Consider the following 17,291-nt stretch of genomic DNA (forward strand, 5'->3'; position numbering starts at 1 on the left):
ACAGGCGGTTGTGCTGAAGCGAGATCGGCGTGGCGCGCGATGCCTGACTCAATCGGCCATCGTGGTTATGGATTCCGGGCTCGCGACTTGGTCGCGCCCCGGAATGACGGAGAGGGCTACGGCGCTGGGCTCTTAGCTACAGCCGGAATTCGTTGGTGAGCTCGCCGATGCCGTCGATCGCGACGGTCACCATGTTCACCGGCTCCTTCATCACGCCGACGCCAACCGATGTCCCGACCGCGATGAGGTCGCCGGGGAGCAGCGTCATGTCGTGTGAAATCCGGCTGACCAGCTCCTGCGCCGAGAAGATCATGTCCGAGATCGGATAGTTCTGCCGCTCGGCGCCGTTGAGGATGGTGCGCACAACGAGCTTGGCTGGATCGAGGCCAGTCGCGATCACGGGGCCGAACGGGCCGTAATCGTCGATGCCCTTGGCGCGGGCCCACTGCGGAAAGGTGGGATCGCGGGTCAGGATATCGTTGGCGGTGATGTCGTTGACGCAGGTGTAGCCGAAGATGAAGCCGTCCGCTTCCGCGGGCGAGACGCGGGCGCAGGTCTTGCCGATGACGATGCCGAGCTCGCCCTCATAGGTGGTCTTGCCGTCATAATAAGAGGGGCGGCGGACCACCGCGCCGGGCGCGGCGATGGTGGTGGTGGCCTTCAGCAGATAGAGCGGCTCCGGCGGCTCGGGCTGGTTCAGCTTGGCTGCGAGCGCGTGGAAATTATTCCAGAGCGCCACGATCTTGCTCGGCGCGCAGGGCGCGAGCAACTCGACCTCCGACAGGGCCAGCGTCTTGCCGGTGGCGGCATGGCGGCCGAACATCTCGCCCTCATGGACGCTGATGCCGGATGACGTCAGCGTGCCGAAACCGGTCGCGCCGCTATGACGGAAGCGTAGCCAGTGTTTCATCTCGCCCGCCATCACGCCACCGCCAGTGCGCGGGAATCGCCGGGTGCCGCGACGCCGTCATAGAGGCCGGCGATGCGGGCGCGCTGGGTCACCATCGCCAGCACTGAGTCGAGTGCGGGCGTGGCGATGCCGGTGAGGCGGCCCATCTCCTGCACCACGGTGACGAGCGGGTCGATCTCCATCGGGCGGCCACGCTCGAGATCCTGGAGCATCGAGGTCTTGTGCGCACCGACCTTGCGGGCGCCCTCGATGCGGCGCTCGACGTCGACGCGGAATTTGACGCCGAAGGTCTCGGCGATGCCTTGCGTCTCCACCATGATCGCGCGCGACAGCGCACGCGTGGACGGATCGGTGCAGATCACGTCGAGGGTTGCGTGGGTCAGCGCGCTGATCGGATTGAAGCAGACGTTACCCCAGAGCTTGAGCCAGATCTCGTCGCGGATGCGATCGAGCACCGGCGCCTTGAGGCCGGCCGCGACGAAGAGATCGGCGAGGCGCTGCACGTCGGAGGTGATCTCGCCGGAGGGCTCGCCGAGCGGGAAATTGTTGCCGTAGACGTGGCGGATCACACCAGGCGCTTCGATTTCGGTGGCGGGATAGACGATGCAGCCGATGGCGCGCTCGGCGCCGATCTCGCGCCACTGCCGTCCGCCGGGATCGATGCTCTCCAGCGTCGAATTCTCGTATTGGCCGCCATGCTTGTAGAAATACCAATAGGGGATGCCGTTGACGGCGGTGACGATGCGGGTGTGCGGCCCGAGCAGCGGCTGCATCTTCTCGATCACGCCGGTGATCGAATGCGCCTTCAGCGTGATGATGATGTAGTCCTGCACGCCGAGCTCGGCGGGATCGTCGGTGCAGCGCGGATGCACGGTGTGCGTCTCCTCGCCCGCGAGCAGCGTCAGGCCGCGCTCGCGCATCGCCGCAAGGTGCGCGCCGCGGGCGACGAGACTGACGTCCGCGCCAGCGCGCGCGAGCTGAACCCCGAGATATCCGCCGATCGCGCCGGCGCCGTAGATGCAGATCTTCATGAAATCCTCGCGAGCAGTGACCGGAATTTGGGGACGAAAGATCCGGTCCGGCTCAGAAGGATCCGAGCCGGGGCCGGTAGTCGCAGGGGAAGTGTGTGCCCTAAAGCGCGATGCGCTTCAGGCTATTGCTTGAGCATGATCTTGTCGGAAAACCGCTACGCACTTTGCGCTGACGCGGCCCTCCGGGTCCGGATCATGCTTTAGGCGGCCGCTTGCGGCGTGCCGTTGAGCGCCTCGTCGACGGCAGCGGCGATGTCGCGCATGCTGATGACGGAGACGAGGCTGTAATCGTCGATCACGGGCAGATGGCGGATGTGATGACGGTTCATCAGGTGCCGCACGTGCTCGATCGTGTCCGAGGAGGTGCAGGAGACGAGCTGCTGCACCGACACGAGCTGCGAGACCTTGACGTTGATGGCATTGGCGCCGTGCTCGGCAACCGCACGCACCACGTCGCGCTCGGTGAACATGCCGACCGCGGTGTTGCCTTCAGAGCGCACCACGTCCTTGACTACCAGCGCGCTGATGTTGTTGGCGCGCATCAGCTTGGCGGCGATACCCACCGTTTCGTTCATTCGCACCGTTACAACGCGCGGCGTCTTCTTGCGCAGAATGTCTCCGACCAGCATGGCGACCTCCCTGGGTGAATGATGAGGGAAGTGTGGTATACATAATGCCAATCGTCAAGCACTCGATTTGGCTGATCCGAAAAATCTTGCGGCAGCAATGCTGACGTTTGTCGCGCGCCCAAAAGAAAAAGGGGCGCATCGCTGCGCCCCTTTTTTGACCGACGTGACAGGCGTGTGGTCGCTACGCCGTCTCGGTCTTGGCTGCGCCGGTTGCGGTGCTCGCGCTCTCGGCTTCCTTGCCGAGGATGAAGGAGCGGCGCAGCGGCTTGATCACGAACAGCGCCATCAGCGCCGCCGTCGCGTTCAGCGCCACCGCGACCACGAACACGGCCTTCCAGCCATAGGCGGTCGAGATCACGCTGGCGAGCGGGACGAGCAGGGAGGCGGTGCCCTTCGCAGTGTAGAGCATGCCGTTGTTGGTGGTTGCGAATTTCGAGCCGAAGGTATCGCCGCAGGTGGCGGGAAACAGCGAGTAGATCTCGCCGAAGACGCCGAAGTAGACCGCAGTCGCGAGCACGAACACGATCGGGATGTGACCATAGGCCGACAGCGTCAACAGCATGAGCGCCGCCGTGCCGAAGGCGATGAACATGGTGTGCTCGCGGCCGATCGTGTCGGACACGAAGCCGAAGAACGGACGGCCAAAGCCGTCGAAGATGCGGTCGAGCGAGATCGCGAAGGTCAGGGCCGCCATCTGGAAGCCGGCGAGAGTGACCGGCGTGTCGGCGATCTTGAAGTCGTGCGCGATCGGCGCGATCTGCGCCGCGGTCATCAGGCCGCCGGAGGCGACCATCACGAAGACGAGATACATCACCCAGAAAATAGGGGTGCGCAGCACTTGCGGCGGGGTGAAGTCGATCTTGGTCTGCGGCAGATTGAGCTGCTTCTTCTTCGGCGGGATCGAGATCCGCGGCGGCTGGATGAAGAAGGCGAGTACGAACACGATCACGCCCTGGCCGATGCCGAAGACGAGGAAGGCGTGCTGATAGCCGCTCGATGCGATCATGGTCGCGATCGGTACGATGGTGAGGGCTGCGCCCGCGCCGAAGCCGGCAGCCGTTGCGCCGGCGGCGAGGCCGCGACGATCGGGGAACCATTTCAGCGCATTGCCGACGCAGGTGCCGTATACCGCGCCCGCGCCCATGCCGCCGATCACGGCCGCGGTGTAGAGCAGGGGAAGGCTATCGGCGTAGGAGTTGAGCACCCAGGACAGCGCGATCATCACGCCGCCGAACATGATGACGATGCGCGGGCCGTACTTGTCGACGAACCAGGCCTCGATCGGCACCAGCCAGGTCTCGGTGACGACGAAGATGGTGAAAGCGAGCTGGATCGCGGCGCGTCCCCAATGGTGGGCCGCATCGATCGGATCGACGAACAGCGTCCAGCCATATTGCAGGTTGGCGATCATCGCCATGCAGACGATGCCCATCACGAGCTGAAGCCAACGGAAACCGGTGCGAAGAGGCGCAGCTGTGACGGCGCCGTCCGTGCTGGAAATCATCAAGAACCTCCCAACGCGCCTGATTGATTGCGACCAGGGATTGCAAGATGACCCGGTGTCGCAAATGTTGTGGCTTATCGTCGCAAGCGCGGCGGGCAGCTTGGTATACCATATTCCAGATTGCAAGTCTTATCTCGCATCAAGCGCCAGAAAAAGCGCGGTTCCGTTCGGATTACCGGAATCGGAACAGCTTCGGACAAACGAAAACGCCCGGCCGCGAGGCCGGGCGTTGTTGTCAGGAGTTGCTGTGTGAAACGTGTCAGAGGGTCGATTTCGCGACCACGACCTTGCGCCAGGGTTTCAGCACCGCGATCGCCAGCAGCGAGGCCAGGATGTTGGCGCCGGCCGCGATGATGAACACGTTGTCCCAATTGCCCGAGTTCTGCTGCATCAGGTTCGCGACCGGAACCAGTAGCGCGGCGGTGCCCTTTGCGGTGTAGAGCAGGCCCGCATTGGTGGTCGCGAACTTGGCGCCGAACGTGTCGGTGCAGGTCGAGGGGAACAGCGAGTAGATCTCACCCCAGGCGAAGAACACGAAGCCCGAGAGCAGCACGAACCAGACCGGATCGTGGCCCCAGAGGTAGAGCATCCAGATGCCGAACCCTTCCATGCCGAAGGCGATGAACATCGTGTTCTCGCGGCCGATCATGTCGGAGATCCAGCCGAAGAACGGACGCGTCAGGCCGTTGAGCACGCGGTCGATGGTCGCTGCGAAGGTCACCGCGGTCATCGTCACCGCCATCAGCGTCACCGGCACGCTGTCGACCTTCCAGTCAACCGCGATCGGCTTCAGGTTCGCGGTGACCATCAGTCCACCCGCGCCGACGATCACGAACATGAAGTACATCAGCCAGAAGATCGGCTGGCGCAGCACTTCGGTCGGCTGATAGTTGCGCCGAGTCTGGATGATATTGGCATTCGCCACCACGCTCGGCACCTGGCCCGGCTTCGGCGCGAGCAGGAAGAAGGCGAGGATGCAGATGATGATGCCTTGTCCGAGGCCGAAATAGAGGAAGGTGGTCTGGAATCCACTGTCCTTGATCATGGCCTGGATCGGCGCGACGGTGAGGGCAGAGCCTGCACCAAAGCCCGCGGCCGTGATGCCGGCAGCAAGACCGCGCTTGTCCGGAAACCACTTCAGCGCGTTGCCGACGCAGGTGCCGTAGACGCCGCCGGCGCCGATGCCCGCGATGATCATGCCGAGATAGTAGCCGTTGAGCGAGGTCGCCTGCGCATTGATGGCCCAGCCGATGGCGCAGAGCACGCCGCCGACGAGGACGACGATGCGCGGACCGTATTTGTCGACGAACCAGCCTTCGATCGGTACGAGCCAGGTCTCGAACAACACAAAGAGCGTAAAGGCCCATTGGATCGACGCGCGATCCCAGCCGAACTTCTTCTGGATGTCTGGGACGAAGAACGTCCAGCCGTACTGATAATTGGCGATCATCACCATGGCCGCTACACCGATCGCCAATTGCGCCCAGCGATACGTGTCGCTGACGCGCGCGGCTGTAGGGGCCGTTGCCTGCACCATGTCCGTCATAAAGCCTCCCGTGGCGCCTCTAATTTTTCTGCGAGCGCTGGAGCGGCATTCTTGTATTCATTATGCCAAGGTTCAAGCGCTGGTCCGGCCACCGTGCGCAAATGCCGCAGCACCTTGTCTGGTCGCGGCTGTGACTCGGGACAGCACAAGTAGAAATGGCCCCGTCCTGCGGGGCCATTCATCAAAAGTAGCATGTGGATCGGTCTGAAACCGTCGCGCCGGATGGCAGCGCGGGAAAGTGCCCGGCTTACAGGCCGAAACGCGGCAGGTCGCCGTTGTGATTCGAGATCTCGGCGCTCGCCATCAGGAGGCGGTCGATCGCAGCCATCAGACGGGCGAACAGCGAGGAGGAGGGCGCGAGAGCGACGGAGGCGGTCTTGGACATCGGAAATTCCTTTCTCGAGACAGTCAGTGTTGCTGTCTCATTTCGAAAGGCAATCTATGTATACCAGATGCCAGTGTCTATGCGCTTGTTTGCATGGCAGCATGCAGTCTCTCGCATTGCAGCATAATGATGCGTTAAAGCGCCCGGTTCGGGCTTAAAATTGCAAAACGGCGGCCAAAACGACGCATTGGCGCGGATTTGACCGGGATCACCCTAGGTCCGGGCCTTGGCAGGGCAGGTCAAAGCCGTTAGTGCTCTGCCCCCTTTTCCAATCAACTGTCAGAGTGGTTCATGTCGAGCGCCTCGGCCGCCGTCTCGATCGGCATCGATTTTGGGACCAGCAACACGGTCGTCGCGCTTGCGGCGGACGACCGCCGGGTCGAGGCCATCCGCTTCGACCATGGCGGCCAGCGCCACAGCGTCTACGTCTCGGCCCTGTGCTTCTGGGAGGACCGGCCGGGCGCCGGCGCCCAGGCCGAGGGCGGCCCGTGGGCGATCGAGACCTTCCTGGAAGGCCGCCACGTCTACCGCTTCCTCCAGTCCTTCAAGACCTTTGCGGCGAGCTCGAGCTTCCAGACCACGCAGGTGTTCCGGCAACGCTTCAAGTTCGAGGACATCCTGGCGGCGTTCCTGCGCACCCTGGCGCGCCATGGCGGCGAAAAGTTCGGCTTCGAGACATCGAACATCACCGTCGGCCGCCCGGTGCGCTTTGCCGGCGGCAATCCCGACGAGGCGCTGGCGATGCAGCGCTATCGCGCCGCGTTCGAGCGTCTCGGCGCCGGCCACGCGCGCTATGTCTATGAGCCCGTGGGCGCGGCGTTCTCCTTCGCCCGCCGGCTGGAGCGCGATGCGACCGTGCTGGTTGCGGATTTTGGCGGCGGCACCAGCGACTTCTCGGCGATGCGCTTCTCGCGCGCCGGCGGCACGCTTCGCGCCGAGCCGCTGGGACATGCCGGCATCGGCATTGCCGGCGACACCTTCGACTATCGCATCGTCGACCACGTCGTCTCGCCGCGGCTCGGCAAGGGCTCGAGCTTCCGCTCGTTCGACAAGGTGCTGCCGGTCCCGAGCGGCCACTACACCAACCTTGCGCGCTGGCATCAGCTCGCGATGATGAAGAGCAATGGCGATCTCCGGGAGCTCCGCGAGCTCGCGCGCACCGCGCTGAAGCCGAAGCTGCTCGAGGATTTCATCACCATCGTCGATCTCGATCTCGGCTTCTCGCTGTACCGCGCGGTGTCCGATGCCAAGGTCGCGCTGTCGGCGCAGGACGAGGTGGACTTCCGTTTCAAGGGCGGCGGCGTCGACATCGGTTCGACCATCACGCGGAAGAACTTTGAATCCTGGATTGCCGACGACATCGCCCGGTTAGGGGCCACCGTCGACAAGGTGCTGACTGAGGCCGGCATCACCGCGCGCGAGGTGGAGAAGGTGTTCTTGACCGGCGGCACCTCGTTCGTGCCCGCGGTGCGAAAGCTGTTCGCCGACCGCTTCGGTAACGAGCGGCTGATGTCGGGCGACCAGTTCGAGTCGATCGCCTATGGCCTCGCGTTGATCGGGCACAGTCCCGACCCGGACCGCTGGACCGCGGATGGCGGGCTCAAGCAGAAGGGCGCGTAGCCCAGTTACGATCAACCGGTGCCGTAGGGTGGGCAAAGGCGCGGAGCGCCGTGCCCACGATCTTTCCGAGGTTGAAAGAGATTGGTGGGCACGCTGCGCTTTGCCCACCCTACGATACTGATGTCGCTGCTACTGATTGATCTCCGGCTCGACCAGCCGCGCCAGATTGCGCAGCGACTCCTGCCAGCCGAGATAGCAGGCCTCCGCCGGAATGACGTCGGGGATGCCGGCCTGCGTGATGTCGACCTCGGTGCCGACCGACACCTTCTTCAGGATCACGGTCACCTGGATCTCACCCGGCAGATTGGGATCATCGAACTTGTCGGTGTAGCGCAGGCGCTCGCCGGGCACGAGCTCGAGATATTCGCCGCCGAACGAATGGCTGTTGCCCGTGGTGAAATTCCGGAACGACATCTTGAACGTGCCGCCGACCCTGGGCTCGAAATGATGCACGGTGCAGGTGAAGCCGTTCGGCGGCAGCCATTTCGCCATCGCATCGGCCTCGAGGAAGGCGCGATAGATCTTCTCGGGGCTGGTGGCGAGAACGCGGTGCAGTCGTACAGTGCTGGGCATGTTCGTCATTCCTCGTGCAGTGATGGGCCGACGTTCGCGCTTTAAGGCCCGTTGATGTCTAGATGACGAACGAGGGGCTGCCGATCCGACACGTCACCGCAGATAAAAGAGATCGCAGACAAAAGAGCCGCCGGAACCGGCGGCTTTGACGTTGCGCTCGCCGATCGGCCGCTCACCGTGTCCAATCTTCACCCGCGCACAACGTTCCCATGCAGCCCTGGACGTTGAGATTGCCCGACGGCAGCAAGGTCACCGTGCTCGCATAGGTCTTGCCGTCGTCGGCATTGTAGATCCGGCCCGACCATTTGTTGGCGCCGGCGGCCTGCATGTCGATGAACAGGGAGATGCCGACGATCTTCCGGCCGCGCAGCGCCGGATCGGAATTGTGGTCGTCGAGCTGCGGCTTGCCCGTCTTCTTGTCGATCGGCTCCTTCAGCCAGACGACGCGGCCGCACAGCGCATTGCCGCAGCGGCTCACCTTGATCTTCGCATCGCCCGACTGGGTCAGCCAGACGCCGCCGGGATCGCCCGCCGCTGCGGCTTCGGCATTTCCGAGCGGCGAGATGGACAACATGGCTGCGAGCACGTGCCGGACGAGGGTGGAACGCATGGGGGCTCCATATCGGATTAATTATCATGAATTATTTCATGATAAACAATCAATATATCGCGCTTAAGGTTGAGTCAAGCTGATGGAACGGGCATACTGGTCCCCATAGATGACCCTTGCATTGCGGAGTGGCTGGAGATGGATGCGGTGAGGACGTCGGTGCGCGAGGCCCGGCAGCGCTGGTTTCGACGCCTCGATCTTGCGTTCTGGATGATCTGGGCGGCATTCCCGGTGGTGATATGGCTTGCCTATCGCCACAACACGACCGCCTCCGCGTCGATTGCGGCCAGCCTCAGTCCCGAGCAGGCGAAATGCGCGGGCATCGTCACCAACCCGCTCGACATGTCGCGCAAGGGGCAGATGCTGTTCTGGACGTTATTTTTGTTTCAGCTGTCGTTCTTTGCCGTGTTCACCGGCATCCTTCACCGCATGGTGCATCGATTCGCGCGCGGCCGGATCTTCGTGTCCGAGACGCTCCAGGGTGTGTGGTGGATGGGGATCATTCTGGTGATCTGGCCGTTCATCGACCTGATCACTGGCAATACGGTGGCTTATGCCTTGCACGAGATCGGCGACGTCAAGTTCTTCCTGCCGTCCTACAATGTCGACATCGGCACGATCGCGGGCGGGGTGTTCCTGATGGCGCTGAAATTCGTCATCGAGCACGCCATCCTGCTGCAGTCCGAAAACGAACTGACGATCTGAGGTGAATGCTTGTGCCGATCGTCGTGAACCTCGATGTCATGCTTGCGAAGCGGAAGCGCCGCCTCGGGGATCTCGCCGATGCCATCGGCATCTCCATCCAGAACCTGTCGATCCTGAAGACCGGCAAGGCGAGGGCGATGCGTTTCTCGACCCTGGCCGCGATCTGCCGCGAGCTCGACTGTCAGCCCGGCGACATCCTCGAATATGTCGCGGGCGAGGAGAGCGATGCGGGCGAGGGGAGCTGAGCTCACACCTGGCGGGTCTTGTCCGCCTTGGTCTTGGATGCGAGGACCTGGAAGACATCCCCCATGCGCAGTGCCCGGCCATCGGGGAAGGCGGACATCCTGAGGCTCGACGTATGCGTCGCGCCGTCGACCGGAGAGATGAAGGCAAACTGGATCTCGATCTTGTGCTTGATCTCGTAGCCCTGCCATTTCGGGTGCTCGCGCGTCAGCAGCTCGGCGAGCTCACAGCGCAGCATGTCGGAGGTCGACGTGGTCTTGGAGAGAATGCCGCGCTCGACCTTCTCCAGGTAGCACTGCTCGGTCACGGTGCTGACATGCGCGTTGACGCGCTGAAAATTCGTCTTCTTGTCGTACTGATCGTAGGCGGCAAAGCCGGCAATGCCTGCGGCAACCAATCCAAAGAACGCGAGACGCATGCTGATGCTCCCGTTTTAATGGGCGCACCTTCGAGCGTCAGTCATTAAGGGCGACTGAATCCGCTTCGATACCTTTTGCGACGGGAAACGCCCATCTGACGACAACGCGCTCAATTGAATCAAATTGGCTTGGCGGGATTCCGCGCCGGAGCGTGGGTCGAGCTACCGCGGCGGCCGACGTAAGTCAGCGCGAACTGAATTAGCGGCCCGAAAGCCGGGATCGTGGATCTTACAGGCCGGAGGCCATCCCAAATCGGCCAAGGCCAGGTAGCTTGAGTGCCGGACGCCGGATGTCGAAACCGAGCACGGCGCCAAAGAAATTGATCTCCACACCCTCGACCCAGCCGATCGAGAAGCCGATGTATCCAGCAAGCGAAGCATAGATGCCGGTGCCTGACGCGGTGACACCGAGCCATTTGCCGGTGTAGGGGAAGTCCTTGCCGATCGCAGTCGGCGGCAGGACTGCGCGGAGCTCGGGGACGGAGTCGAGTGCGGCCTGCACGAAGGTGTTCGAGTTGGGGCCAGGCCAGGCGCTATAATCCCCGTAGGAACGGAACCTGTAGTTTTCGATCACATCCCGTATCTTGGGGATCAGCGCTTCCGCGCGCTCTCCATCCACGGCGACGATGGTTTCGGGCAAAGCGCCGAACCACCGCCCATCCGGAGCGAAGCCGTTGGTGCGGATCGGCTCGCCCCAGGCCGTGTAGTCATATCGGGTGTAGGTCGCCGCATGCTTCTCCTTCACGACGATCCAGGTGTGAACGGCAAAGATGCTGCGCCATCTGACGGTTCTTGCCGCGAAGACCCGTATCGTGGCTTCGGGACGATCCGCCGCGGCGGGGAGAAGACCGGCGCTCGACCGGTCGGCCAACTGCCAATTCCCGCGGCCATCGCCCAAGAAGAAATATCGCGCCGCTGACGCAGCGAGAGGCGCAAACAGGAGGAACAGAAAGATGAGCAAGTGTTTCTTCAAGGGAGCGGTGCGGCGGGATCTTCCACGATCATATAGGTCGCAAGGATGCTGCCGCCATAGCTGCTCCAGCCGATCGGTTCCGCTGGATCAAGTGACCGAGGGAGTGTGAAGCCTGGCTGGTTGTTCGAGAGGAGAATCTGCATGGACATGAAGGAAGCCTCGGCGATGACGGAGGCCTCGGGATTGGCGAATGAAGAGGGCATAGGGCGAACCTCAGGATTGAACAGGCCAACAGAGAAAGCAGGGGAGAGCCGTCGGCCGGTCCACTCGCCTTCCTCGGATCCTGCGATGCGATGGGCCGAGCAGTTGCGAGAGGTAACGATGAGGGCGCCTTTGCGGTCGCTGCTTGCTGCTTTCCTGGTCGGAGCATGGATCGCACGCCGGCGATAGGAGCGGCGCCCTTGCGCAGCTCACGATGAGGGAGCTCCAGACACTTCGAAAGGTAGGTGACGTGGCCAAGCGCGAACGACCCAAACGCGACGTCACTGCTCCGGCACTCCAGCCAAGCCCAGCCCCTCATACAGGTGCTCGCGTCCGGCGAGGTAGGTCGGGTTGTCGCTTGGCAGGTGGGAGCGCACACGGCGGATGGAGAAACTTGGATTGAGGGCAAGTGCCGCCCGGGCCGCGCGCTTAGCCTCTTCGATCGCGCCGAGTTGTGCCAACGCAGCGGCCAGCCAAAAATGCGCGAGCGGATGATTTCGATTGGCCTCAATGCTGCGGCGTAGGCAAACGACCGCCTCTCCGTACGCGCCAAGGTGAAACTTGGCCATTCCGACGATCATCAGCCAAATATAAGAACGGGTATCGCGAGGAGACAAACGAAGAGCCTCCTGCACATCGGCTTCGGTCTCTCCCGCACGGCCGATGTACACCTTGGCGAGACCGATCCAGGCGTGAGCATGGGCCAAATTGCGATCCAGCGCGAGGGCTCGTTCGCATTCAGCAATACCCTCAGGCACGCGGTTCGTAAGAACCTGGACGACGCCCAGTCGTAAGTGCGCCAACGCATGCTGGGGAGCCAGCGACAAAACCTTATTTATGGTCGCCTCAGCCCTCGCAAGGCGCGGAGCTGGTTCGTCGGTTAGCAATGCGGCGACTGCTGCTTCATCCAGACCTGCGCGGCCGACCAGCGCGTCGATGCAGCCCGGGTCTAACACCAAGGCTCCCTCGAAAAAGCCGCGCGCCTGCGTCAGGTGCTCTGGCGTAGTGCCTCTGTTCGCGATAGCGACGCCCTGGAAATAAAGATCCATCGCGTCTGGATCTACGGAGCGTTGGGCTCGCCGCGCCTCTGCTGCAATGAGCTCGGCATTCAGCGCACTGGCCAGCCGAGCGACGATCTCGTCTTGCATGTCGAAAAGATCAGCGAGAGGTTTGTCGAACCGTTCGGCCCAAAGGTGACTGCCACTTTCGCTATCGACGAGCTGAGCGTTCACCCGAAGCCGATTGCCGCTTCGCTGGACAGATCCTTCAAGCACGTAGCGCACGTTCAATTCGCGCCCAATCCTCTTTAGGTCGATCGTTGCACCTTTGTACGTGAATGCAGTGTGCCGGCCGATTACAAATGCACCGGATATGCGCGACATGTCGGTGGTCAGGGCCTCTGTGACGCCGTCCGCGAAATACTCTTGCTCCGGACCGCCACCGAGATTGGCAAAAGGCAGCACAACGATAGAGAGGCGAGGTGGGGAGGATGATGGCGGGGGTGCTCGTTGCGTCCGTGGCGACGTGCTCAGATCGTCCCAGATTAAAGCGTAGGACCGCACGGCGCGGTCAATATTCTTGAGAGTTCGCTCGCCGAGGTCGATGAACTCGACCCCGGCCTTGCCGCGGACATGATCATGCGCAGAAGACGAAATACAGATGCCGCCGGGTTGCGCCAAGCTCTCGAGCCGTGCTGCGATGTTGACCCCATCTCCAAAGATGTCATGCGGCTCGACAATTACGTCGCTAATGTTGATCCCAACCCGGAAGGCAATGCGCCGCTCTTCAACGTCATGAGCGGTCAGCTCCTTGACGCGGCTCTGGAGCTGCACCGCAGCTCGAACCGCTGCGACGGCGCTCGGAAATTCTGCCAAGAACCCGTCGCCAGTATTCTTGACGATCCGGCCGCTGTGCTCGGTGATTGCTGGATCAACCGCCTCCGCTAGGAGCGCGGTCAGTTTGGTGTGCGTCGCCTCTTCGTCATGATGCATGAGCCTCGAATAGCCGGCCACGTCGGCAGCCAATATGGCCGCCAACCTGCGCTCGATCCGCCCTAGCCGCTCCTGCGCCATGGCCCGCGATCCACTTTGGACGCATTGTACGATGGATTGGATGAAATTCCCACCGGACCGATGTGCTGTTAGGCCTTCGCCGTCTTTCCTCCCAAGTGCCTGAACGTCGGCGTTCCGGCCGCTAGCGATCTCGTGACGGGCGGTGCCGGGAAGCCCGCGTGTGACCTGTTGCAGACGAGGTCTCATTGCTTCGTGAGAGCAGGGCAACTGCAGCCTAGGTCGCCGTGCCGGCGCACGGCAGAAGAGCGGGTCACAAGGACCGTTCGCGCGACGGCGATGATCTGCGCGCTGCGCTTGACCCGCGCGCAAGATGCATCTAGGAACAAAACCGCTGGTTGAGCGTTTGTTTTCATTTACGCCTGGGTCGAAACAGAGCCTTGGAGGCCAAATGATTACCGCCGCGCAATGCTTGGAAATGGCGCATCGATACAGGACACTCTCTCAAACATCCGGCATTTCCAAAGACCGCGCTTTCATCATGAAGAACATCGCAAGAAGCTTTACTGGTTTGGCAGGTCAATTGGACCGACTTGATGCGCTCACGAGAGACGAACAGGCGACATAGTCAGCCGATGCGGACGGCGCGCGAGCGTGAATCCGCGAGGCTGCCGAGCAGACTGAGGATGTCGCCGAACTCCCGGAGGGTTGCCAGCCGGTATCCGTGAGGGAGGGGATTACCTCCAAAGAGGCCCGACAAGCACACCCTTGAAGCACTTGTCAGAGCGCTCCTGTTCCCGGATAGCATTGCGGATGGGGCAAATTGAGCCGATCCGCCGCCGCAATCAATCGTCGATCCGTCACGTGCGCCCGAACCACGTCGACGAGGACGATGGTGCAAGATTTTTCCGCGGCCTGCTGATTGCCGCGGGGCCGAGCCTGCTGCTTTGGCTATGTCTCGCGCTCTCATTCAAAATGATCATCGAGGTCCATCTACTTCCCTGAGGGAAGCGAACGAACGGATCTTAGGGAGTGCATGCCCAAGCTTGCGGGACGCTCCTCGGCCTTGAACGCGTGGGCCAGGTGATGCGACAATCGTAGAGCGAGCGCCACGACGATCAGCGTTGGATTGGCTTGACTGGACGTTGGCAACACCGACGTGCTGCACAGGTACAGGTTCGCGATGCCAAAAGCGCGAAGGTCCCTGTCCACAACTCCGTCCTTTGCCGATGAGGCCATGCGGGTCATGCCGAGTTGATGCGTGCCATCCTTGGCCTGCCGCAGAATGGTCTTTTGTTGATCGGATGGGTTACACCGCAGCACCATCCGGGCGAGACTTCCCCGCTTCAGCCATTCCGACATTCGCTGGTGTGTTCTCTCGAGGGATGCTGCGTCCGCTTCCGTAAAGCGCAAGTCGATCGCAATCCGGTTCATGCCCAACCGATCGACCTCGCCTGTCAAGGTTACCCGGCTCTCCCGATTGGGCAGATGCTCGGCATGATAGGCGAGCCTGTACTGCGAGCCTTGGTTGCGTATCAGGAAACCTGGAGGCCGAGGGTCTGCGTACCACCGCTCCAAAAGCGAGTTCGCGTCAGCCAGAATGCTCTTGAAGCCTGCTGGCGCGAGGTTTCGCAGATGTGCCCCGGCAGTGCTTCCGAGACTATTTTCGCTGTATCGGCGCCGAATGACTTCCGGCAAGATTGCTCGCCCGAGGCCGTTCGCGCCGGATAACAAGAACACCAGCGAGAGCAGCGCTCGTTGATGCCTCGCGTCTGCAATCGCGCCTTCCGGCCATAGAACCGTGTTCGACAGCGCCCATTTTTTCTGCGTCGCCTCGCTCGGCTGGAATCGGCGGCGGGTATAGGTTCCGTTCGCATCTTTCCGGAAATCGAACAGGTCTACGTGTTGCGGCTTGAGAAATCTGACGTCCGCTATCGAGCCCATCAAATGGCTCATGTAGTATCGCCCAAGGGGGCCAGCTTCGCCGCCGAACAGCCTGGGGCGATCGCGCTGCATATTCAGAGCCAACCTTGTCGTCTCGATCCCTCCCGCCGCAACGACGAGCATTCGAACGGGTAATCGGGACAGTTTCGATCCGTCCGACGACGCCACGGCAAGTCCAGTGACGACACCGTCGCCGGAGAGGAAAACCTCGGTCACCACCGTGTTCAGGCACACTCTGATCCGGGCGGATCGAACGGCGGCACCACCGTGCCGGACCTGGCTACGCCTCTCGCACGCGAAGCGCGCAAGACTCGTGCACGAAAACTCATCGCCAGATTCATGAGCTACGTTGGCCGCAATGAACTCCGCAGGGCCTGCGTCAAGAAAGCGACTGGCCGGTTCAAGGAACGGCGATACATCCTCGTATGTGATCGGCCACACTCCGTCGCTTACAAATTTCCGCTCCTTGAAGTCGATCGGATCGTAGGCCACGCAAGCTCCGGCCCAAAGATTGGATGTTCCCCCGAACATTTTTGCCGATACGGCCTCGAGCGGGCCGTGGGTTGCCGGCGTGCGGAGTTGCGCGGTGAACAGACCGTCCACGGATCGGCGTCGCCTCAGACCTCCAGCTTCGAGGACCTGACTGGAAATTCCCAGCCGATCGAGCTCGAGCGCGATTGCGAGACCTACAGGACCCGCTCCGATGATCGTGACTTCGGCAGCGTTCTGCGATCTATCGAAAGCGTCCCCAAACATTGGGTATCCTTCGGCGATTTAAGGACACAATCTGCGTGGGAATTGCGGTTGCAAGATGGATACGCACGATCAAGGGAGGCGAACAGCCCCTCCTGAGCGGAGCGAGCGTCACCGGGTCTGCTTGCGCGATGCGGCTTGAGGAGCGCGGCTCCTCATTTTGCAGACCTCAGCTGAGATCGATGCGACGTGAAGCAGGCTCGATGGAGACCCTGCCTGCGCCTTCGACGAGTGACGTCCTCAGCAGCGCGATCTTCCGGTCGAGCTGCCACACCTCGACATTGCCGCGCAACGCGAACTGCTGCGCATGGACGAGCGCGGCGGCATCGGAGGCTGCCTCGAAGGCCTCGGCGGACTGGAAGATGCCGTTCGCCCCGACGAGATAAGCGCGATATTGCAGCGTCATGTCGGCGCTCTCAGACCGGGAGAGCTGAGCCACGCATCGATCTGCATGGCCGTTTCGTCCTGTTGCGCCCTGCGAAGTAACATCTCGCGGCGATGGCTTGGAGGAAGCAGGTGCGCTTCTTCGCGCAGACAATTGATTTCGTCGACGAGCCGCTCTCTGAGCGATCGAGTTTGTTCGAGGTGACGGTGTTTCATGCCGAAGCTCCCTTGTTCTGACAGGGCGGGAGCGCAATTGGCGTTCTCATCACCGATAGAAGCCACGGGCCGGGCGGTGATCACGAACCATACCATAGATCAGCAGCATGTATGTCCACAAAGACACTTTGTTCGCGCGGAATCTGCCAAGCCTGGGTTGCTCGCAAACTACCTCAGGGCTGCTTCCATAGTCCGCCCCGCTGGCACGCTCGATAGGGCGGCGCCCCGTTTGTTGCCGGCTGCGACCGGCTTTTTGGGCTTGACCACGATCAATCCGTCACGAATGGCCTGCTTCCGCGCCTGCTTTCGCAGGCGCCGCACGGCGTCGGATTTTCGTCGCGCCGTCGCGGCCGACGGCTTCTCGTAGAATCGTGCGCGGCGCATCTCCTTGAAGACGCCTTCACGCTGCATCTTCTTCTTCAATATGCGCAGTGCTTGATCGACATTGTTGTCGCGGACGAAAACCTGCATCGGCGGCTCCTGTATTGAGGCTGCCTTGGTCGACCACGACTGCGCGACAGCCGCGTGCGCAGGGATGATTGGATCTCGCGAAGATCTCGCCGCTCACACGAGATGTCTTCAGGTCTGAGTCTCCAGGCGGGCAAAGGTTCCGCGGAAGCCCACGGCCGCGATTAAA

Annotated in this window: 22 protein-coding genes; 6 read left to right on the forward strand and 16 right to left on the reverse strand. The window is 62.1% G+C overall.

Annotation, left to right across the window (positions count from 1 at the left end):
* Positions 1–136: 136 nt before the first annotated feature.
* From WN72_RS16705 to oxlT (WN72_RS16720), 4 genes are all read right to left on the reverse strand, one after another.
* The gene (locus WN72_RS16705; protein WP_244553790.1) at positions 137–910 is read right to left on the reverse strand and encodes a fumarylacetoacetate hydrolase family protein; all 774 of its coding nucleotides are present in this window, start codon (positions 908–910) and stop codon (positions 137–139) included.
* 11 nt (positions 911–921) lie between these two features.
* Positions 922–1,941, reverse strand: coding sequence for a 2-dehydropantoate 2-reductase (locus WN72_RS16710; protein ID WP_092217101.1), 1,020 nt, complete (start codon positions 1,939–1,941; stop codon positions 922–924).
* 200 nt (positions 1,942–2,141) lie between these two features.
* Positions 2,142–2,570, reverse strand: a complete 429-nt coding sequence (locus WN72_RS16715; RefSeq protein ID WP_027558839.1) for a CBS domain-containing protein — start codon at positions 2,568–2,570, stop codon at positions 2,142–2,144.
* Positions 2,571–2,751: 181 nt separating this feature from the next.
* A complete protein-coding gene (gene oxlT, locus WN72_RS16720; protein ID WP_092217100.1) occupies positions 2,752–4,074 on the reverse strand; it encodes an oxalate/formate MFS antiporter in 1,323 nt (440 codons plus the stop codon).
* Here oxlT (WN72_RS16720) and WN72_RS16725 point away from each other — a divergent pair.
* Positions 4,061–4,327: a hypothetical protein gene (locus WN72_RS16725; RefSeq protein WP_143130639.1), complete on the forward strand. Its 267-nt coding sequence runs from the start codon at positions 4,061–4,063 to the stop codon at positions 4,325–4,327. The genes oxlT (WN72_RS16720) and WN72_RS16725 overlap by 14 nt on opposite strands.
* Before the next feature lie 6 nt (positions 4,328–4,333).
* Here the strand turns inward: WN72_RS16725 and oxlT (WN72_RS16730) are convergent, their stop codons facing one another.
* Both oxlT (WN72_RS16730) and WN72_RS16735 read right to left on the reverse strand, forming a co-directional pair.
* Entirely contained in the window at positions 4,334–5,620 is a 1,287-nt protein-coding gene (oxlT, locus tag WN72_RS16730; protein WP_027558841.1) for an oxalate/formate MFS antiporter, read from the reverse strand.
* Between the two features lie 247 nt (positions 5,621–5,867).
* Positions 5,868–6,005 carry a hypothetical protein gene (locus WN72_RS16735; RefSeq protein ID WP_167336519.1) on the reverse strand — a complete coding sequence of 46 codons (138 nt, stop codon included), beginning with the start codon at positions 6,003–6,005 and terminating at the stop codon, positions 5,868–5,870.
* 291 nt (positions 6,006–6,296) lie between these two features.
* On the opposite strand from WN72_RS16735, the gene WN72_RS16740 reads away from it, so the two are divergent.
* Positions 6,297–7,625, forward strand: coding sequence for an Hsp70 family protein (locus WN72_RS16740; protein WP_092217099.1), 1,329 nt, complete (start codon positions 6,297–6,299; stop codon positions 7,623–7,625).
* Positions 7,626–7,754: 129 nt separating this feature from the next.
* Here WN72_RS16740 and WN72_RS16745 read toward each other — a convergent pair whose 3' ends face one another.
* Both WN72_RS16745 and WN72_RS16750 read right to left on the reverse strand, forming a co-directional pair.
* Complete coding sequence (locus WN72_RS16745) at positions 7,755–8,198, reverse strand: SRPBCC family protein (protein ID WP_027558843.1); 444 nt, start codon at positions 8,196–8,198, stop codon at positions 7,755–7,757.
* 172 nt (positions 8,199–8,370) lie between these two features.
* Positions 8,371–8,808 (reverse strand): DUF2147 domain-containing protein, encoded by a 438-nt coding sequence (locus tag WN72_RS16750; RefSeq protein ID WP_027558844.1) that lies wholly within the window; start codon positions 8,806–8,808, stop codon positions 8,371–8,373.
* A gap of 138 nt (positions 8,809–8,946) precedes the next feature.
* Between WN72_RS16750 and WN72_RS16755 the strand changes: the two genes are divergently transcribed.
* Both WN72_RS16755 and WN72_RS16760 read left to right on the forward strand, forming a co-directional pair.
* Positions 8,947–9,513: a DUF2975 domain-containing protein gene (locus WN72_RS16755; RefSeq protein ID WP_027558845.1), complete on the forward strand. Its 567-nt coding sequence runs from the start codon at positions 8,947–8,949 to the stop codon at positions 9,511–9,513.
* Positions 9,514–9,524: 11 nt separating this feature from the next.
* Positions 9,525–9,758, forward strand: a complete 234-nt coding sequence (locus WN72_RS16760) for a helix-turn-helix domain-containing protein (protein WP_027558846.1) — start codon at positions 9,525–9,527, stop codon at positions 9,756–9,758.
* A gap of 2 nt (positions 9,759–9,760) precedes the next feature.
* On the opposite strand, the gene WN72_RS16765 is transcribed toward WN72_RS16760, so the two are convergent.
* From WN72_RS16765 to WN72_RS16780, 4 genes are all read right to left on the reverse strand, one after another.
* The gene (locus tag WN72_RS16765; protein ID WP_027558847.1) at positions 9,761–10,174 is read right to left on the reverse strand and encodes a hypothetical protein; all 414 of its coding nucleotides are present in this window, start codon (positions 10,172–10,174) and stop codon (positions 9,761–9,763) included.
* 229 nt (positions 10,175–10,403) lie between these two features.
* Complete coding sequence (locus tag WN72_RS16770) at positions 10,404–11,135, reverse strand: DUF3750 domain-containing protein (protein WP_027558848.1); 732 nt, start codon at positions 11,133–11,135, stop codon at positions 10,404–10,406.
* 8 nt (positions 11,136–11,143) lie between these two features.
* Positions 11,144–11,350: a hypothetical protein gene (locus WN72_RS16775; RefSeq protein ID WP_027558849.1), complete on the reverse strand. Its 207-nt coding sequence runs from the start codon at positions 11,348–11,350 to the stop codon at positions 11,144–11,146.
* A gap of 279 nt (positions 11,351–11,629) precedes the next feature.
* Complete coding sequence (locus WN72_RS16780; RefSeq protein WP_092217098.1) at positions 11,630–13,420, reverse strand: adenylate/guanylate cyclase domain-containing protein; 1,791 nt, start codon at positions 13,418–13,420, stop codon at positions 11,630–11,632.
* Between the two features lie 388 nt (positions 13,421–13,808).
* Here WN72_RS16780 and WN72_RS16785 point away from each other — a divergent pair, with 388 nt between their 5' ends.
* Both WN72_RS16785 and WN72_RS16790 read left to right on the forward strand, forming a co-directional pair.
* The gene (locus WN72_RS16785; RefSeq protein WP_167380907.1) at positions 13,809–13,985 is read left to right on the forward strand and encodes a hypothetical protein; all 177 of its coding nucleotides are present in this window, start codon (positions 13,809–13,811) and stop codon (positions 13,983–13,985) included.
* A 140-nt stretch (positions 13,986–14,125) separates the two neighbouring features.
* A complete protein-coding gene (locus tag WN72_RS16790) occupies positions 14,126–14,362 on the forward strand; it encodes a hypothetical protein (protein ID WP_143130638.1) in 237 nt (78 codons plus the stop codon).
* Here the strand turns inward: WN72_RS16790 and WN72_RS16795 are convergent.
* The 4 genes from WN72_RS16795 to rpsU form a co-directional block, all read right to left on the reverse strand.
* Positions 14,351–16,057, reverse strand: coding sequence for a GMC oxidoreductase (locus tag WN72_RS16795; RefSeq protein WP_092217095.1), 1,707 nt, complete (start codon positions 16,055–16,057; stop codon positions 14,351–14,353). The two genes, WN72_RS16790 and WN72_RS16795, sit on opposite strands and share 12 nt — an antisense overlap.
* Before the next feature lie 166 nt (positions 16,058–16,223).
* Positions 16,224–16,460: a hypothetical protein gene (locus tag WN72_RS16800; RefSeq protein WP_092217094.1), complete on the reverse strand. Its 237-nt coding sequence runs from the start codon at positions 16,458–16,460 to the stop codon at positions 16,224–16,226.
* Positions 16,457–16,738: a hypothetical protein gene (locus WN72_RS16805; RefSeq protein WP_347337481.1), complete on the reverse strand. Its 282-nt coding sequence runs from the start codon at positions 16,736–16,738 to the stop codon at positions 16,457–16,459. Before WN72_RS16805 ends, WN72_RS16800 begins: the two co-directional genes overlap by 4 nt.
* A gap of 84 nt (positions 16,739–16,822) precedes the next feature.
* Positions 16,823–17,125 carry a 30S ribosomal protein S21 gene (rpsU, locus tag WN72_RS16810; RefSeq protein WP_092217093.1) on the reverse strand — a complete coding sequence of 101 codons (303 nt, stop codon included), beginning with the start codon at positions 17,123–17,125 and terminating at the stop codon, positions 16,823–16,825.
* Between the last annotated feature and the right edge of the window lie 166 nt (positions 17,126–17,291).

Origin of the sequence: Bradyrhizobium arachidis (assembly GCF_015291705.1) — a bacterium.
GTDB lineage: Bacteria > Pseudomonadota > Alphaproteobacteria > Rhizobiales > Xanthobacteraceae > Bradyrhizobium > Bradyrhizobium arachidis.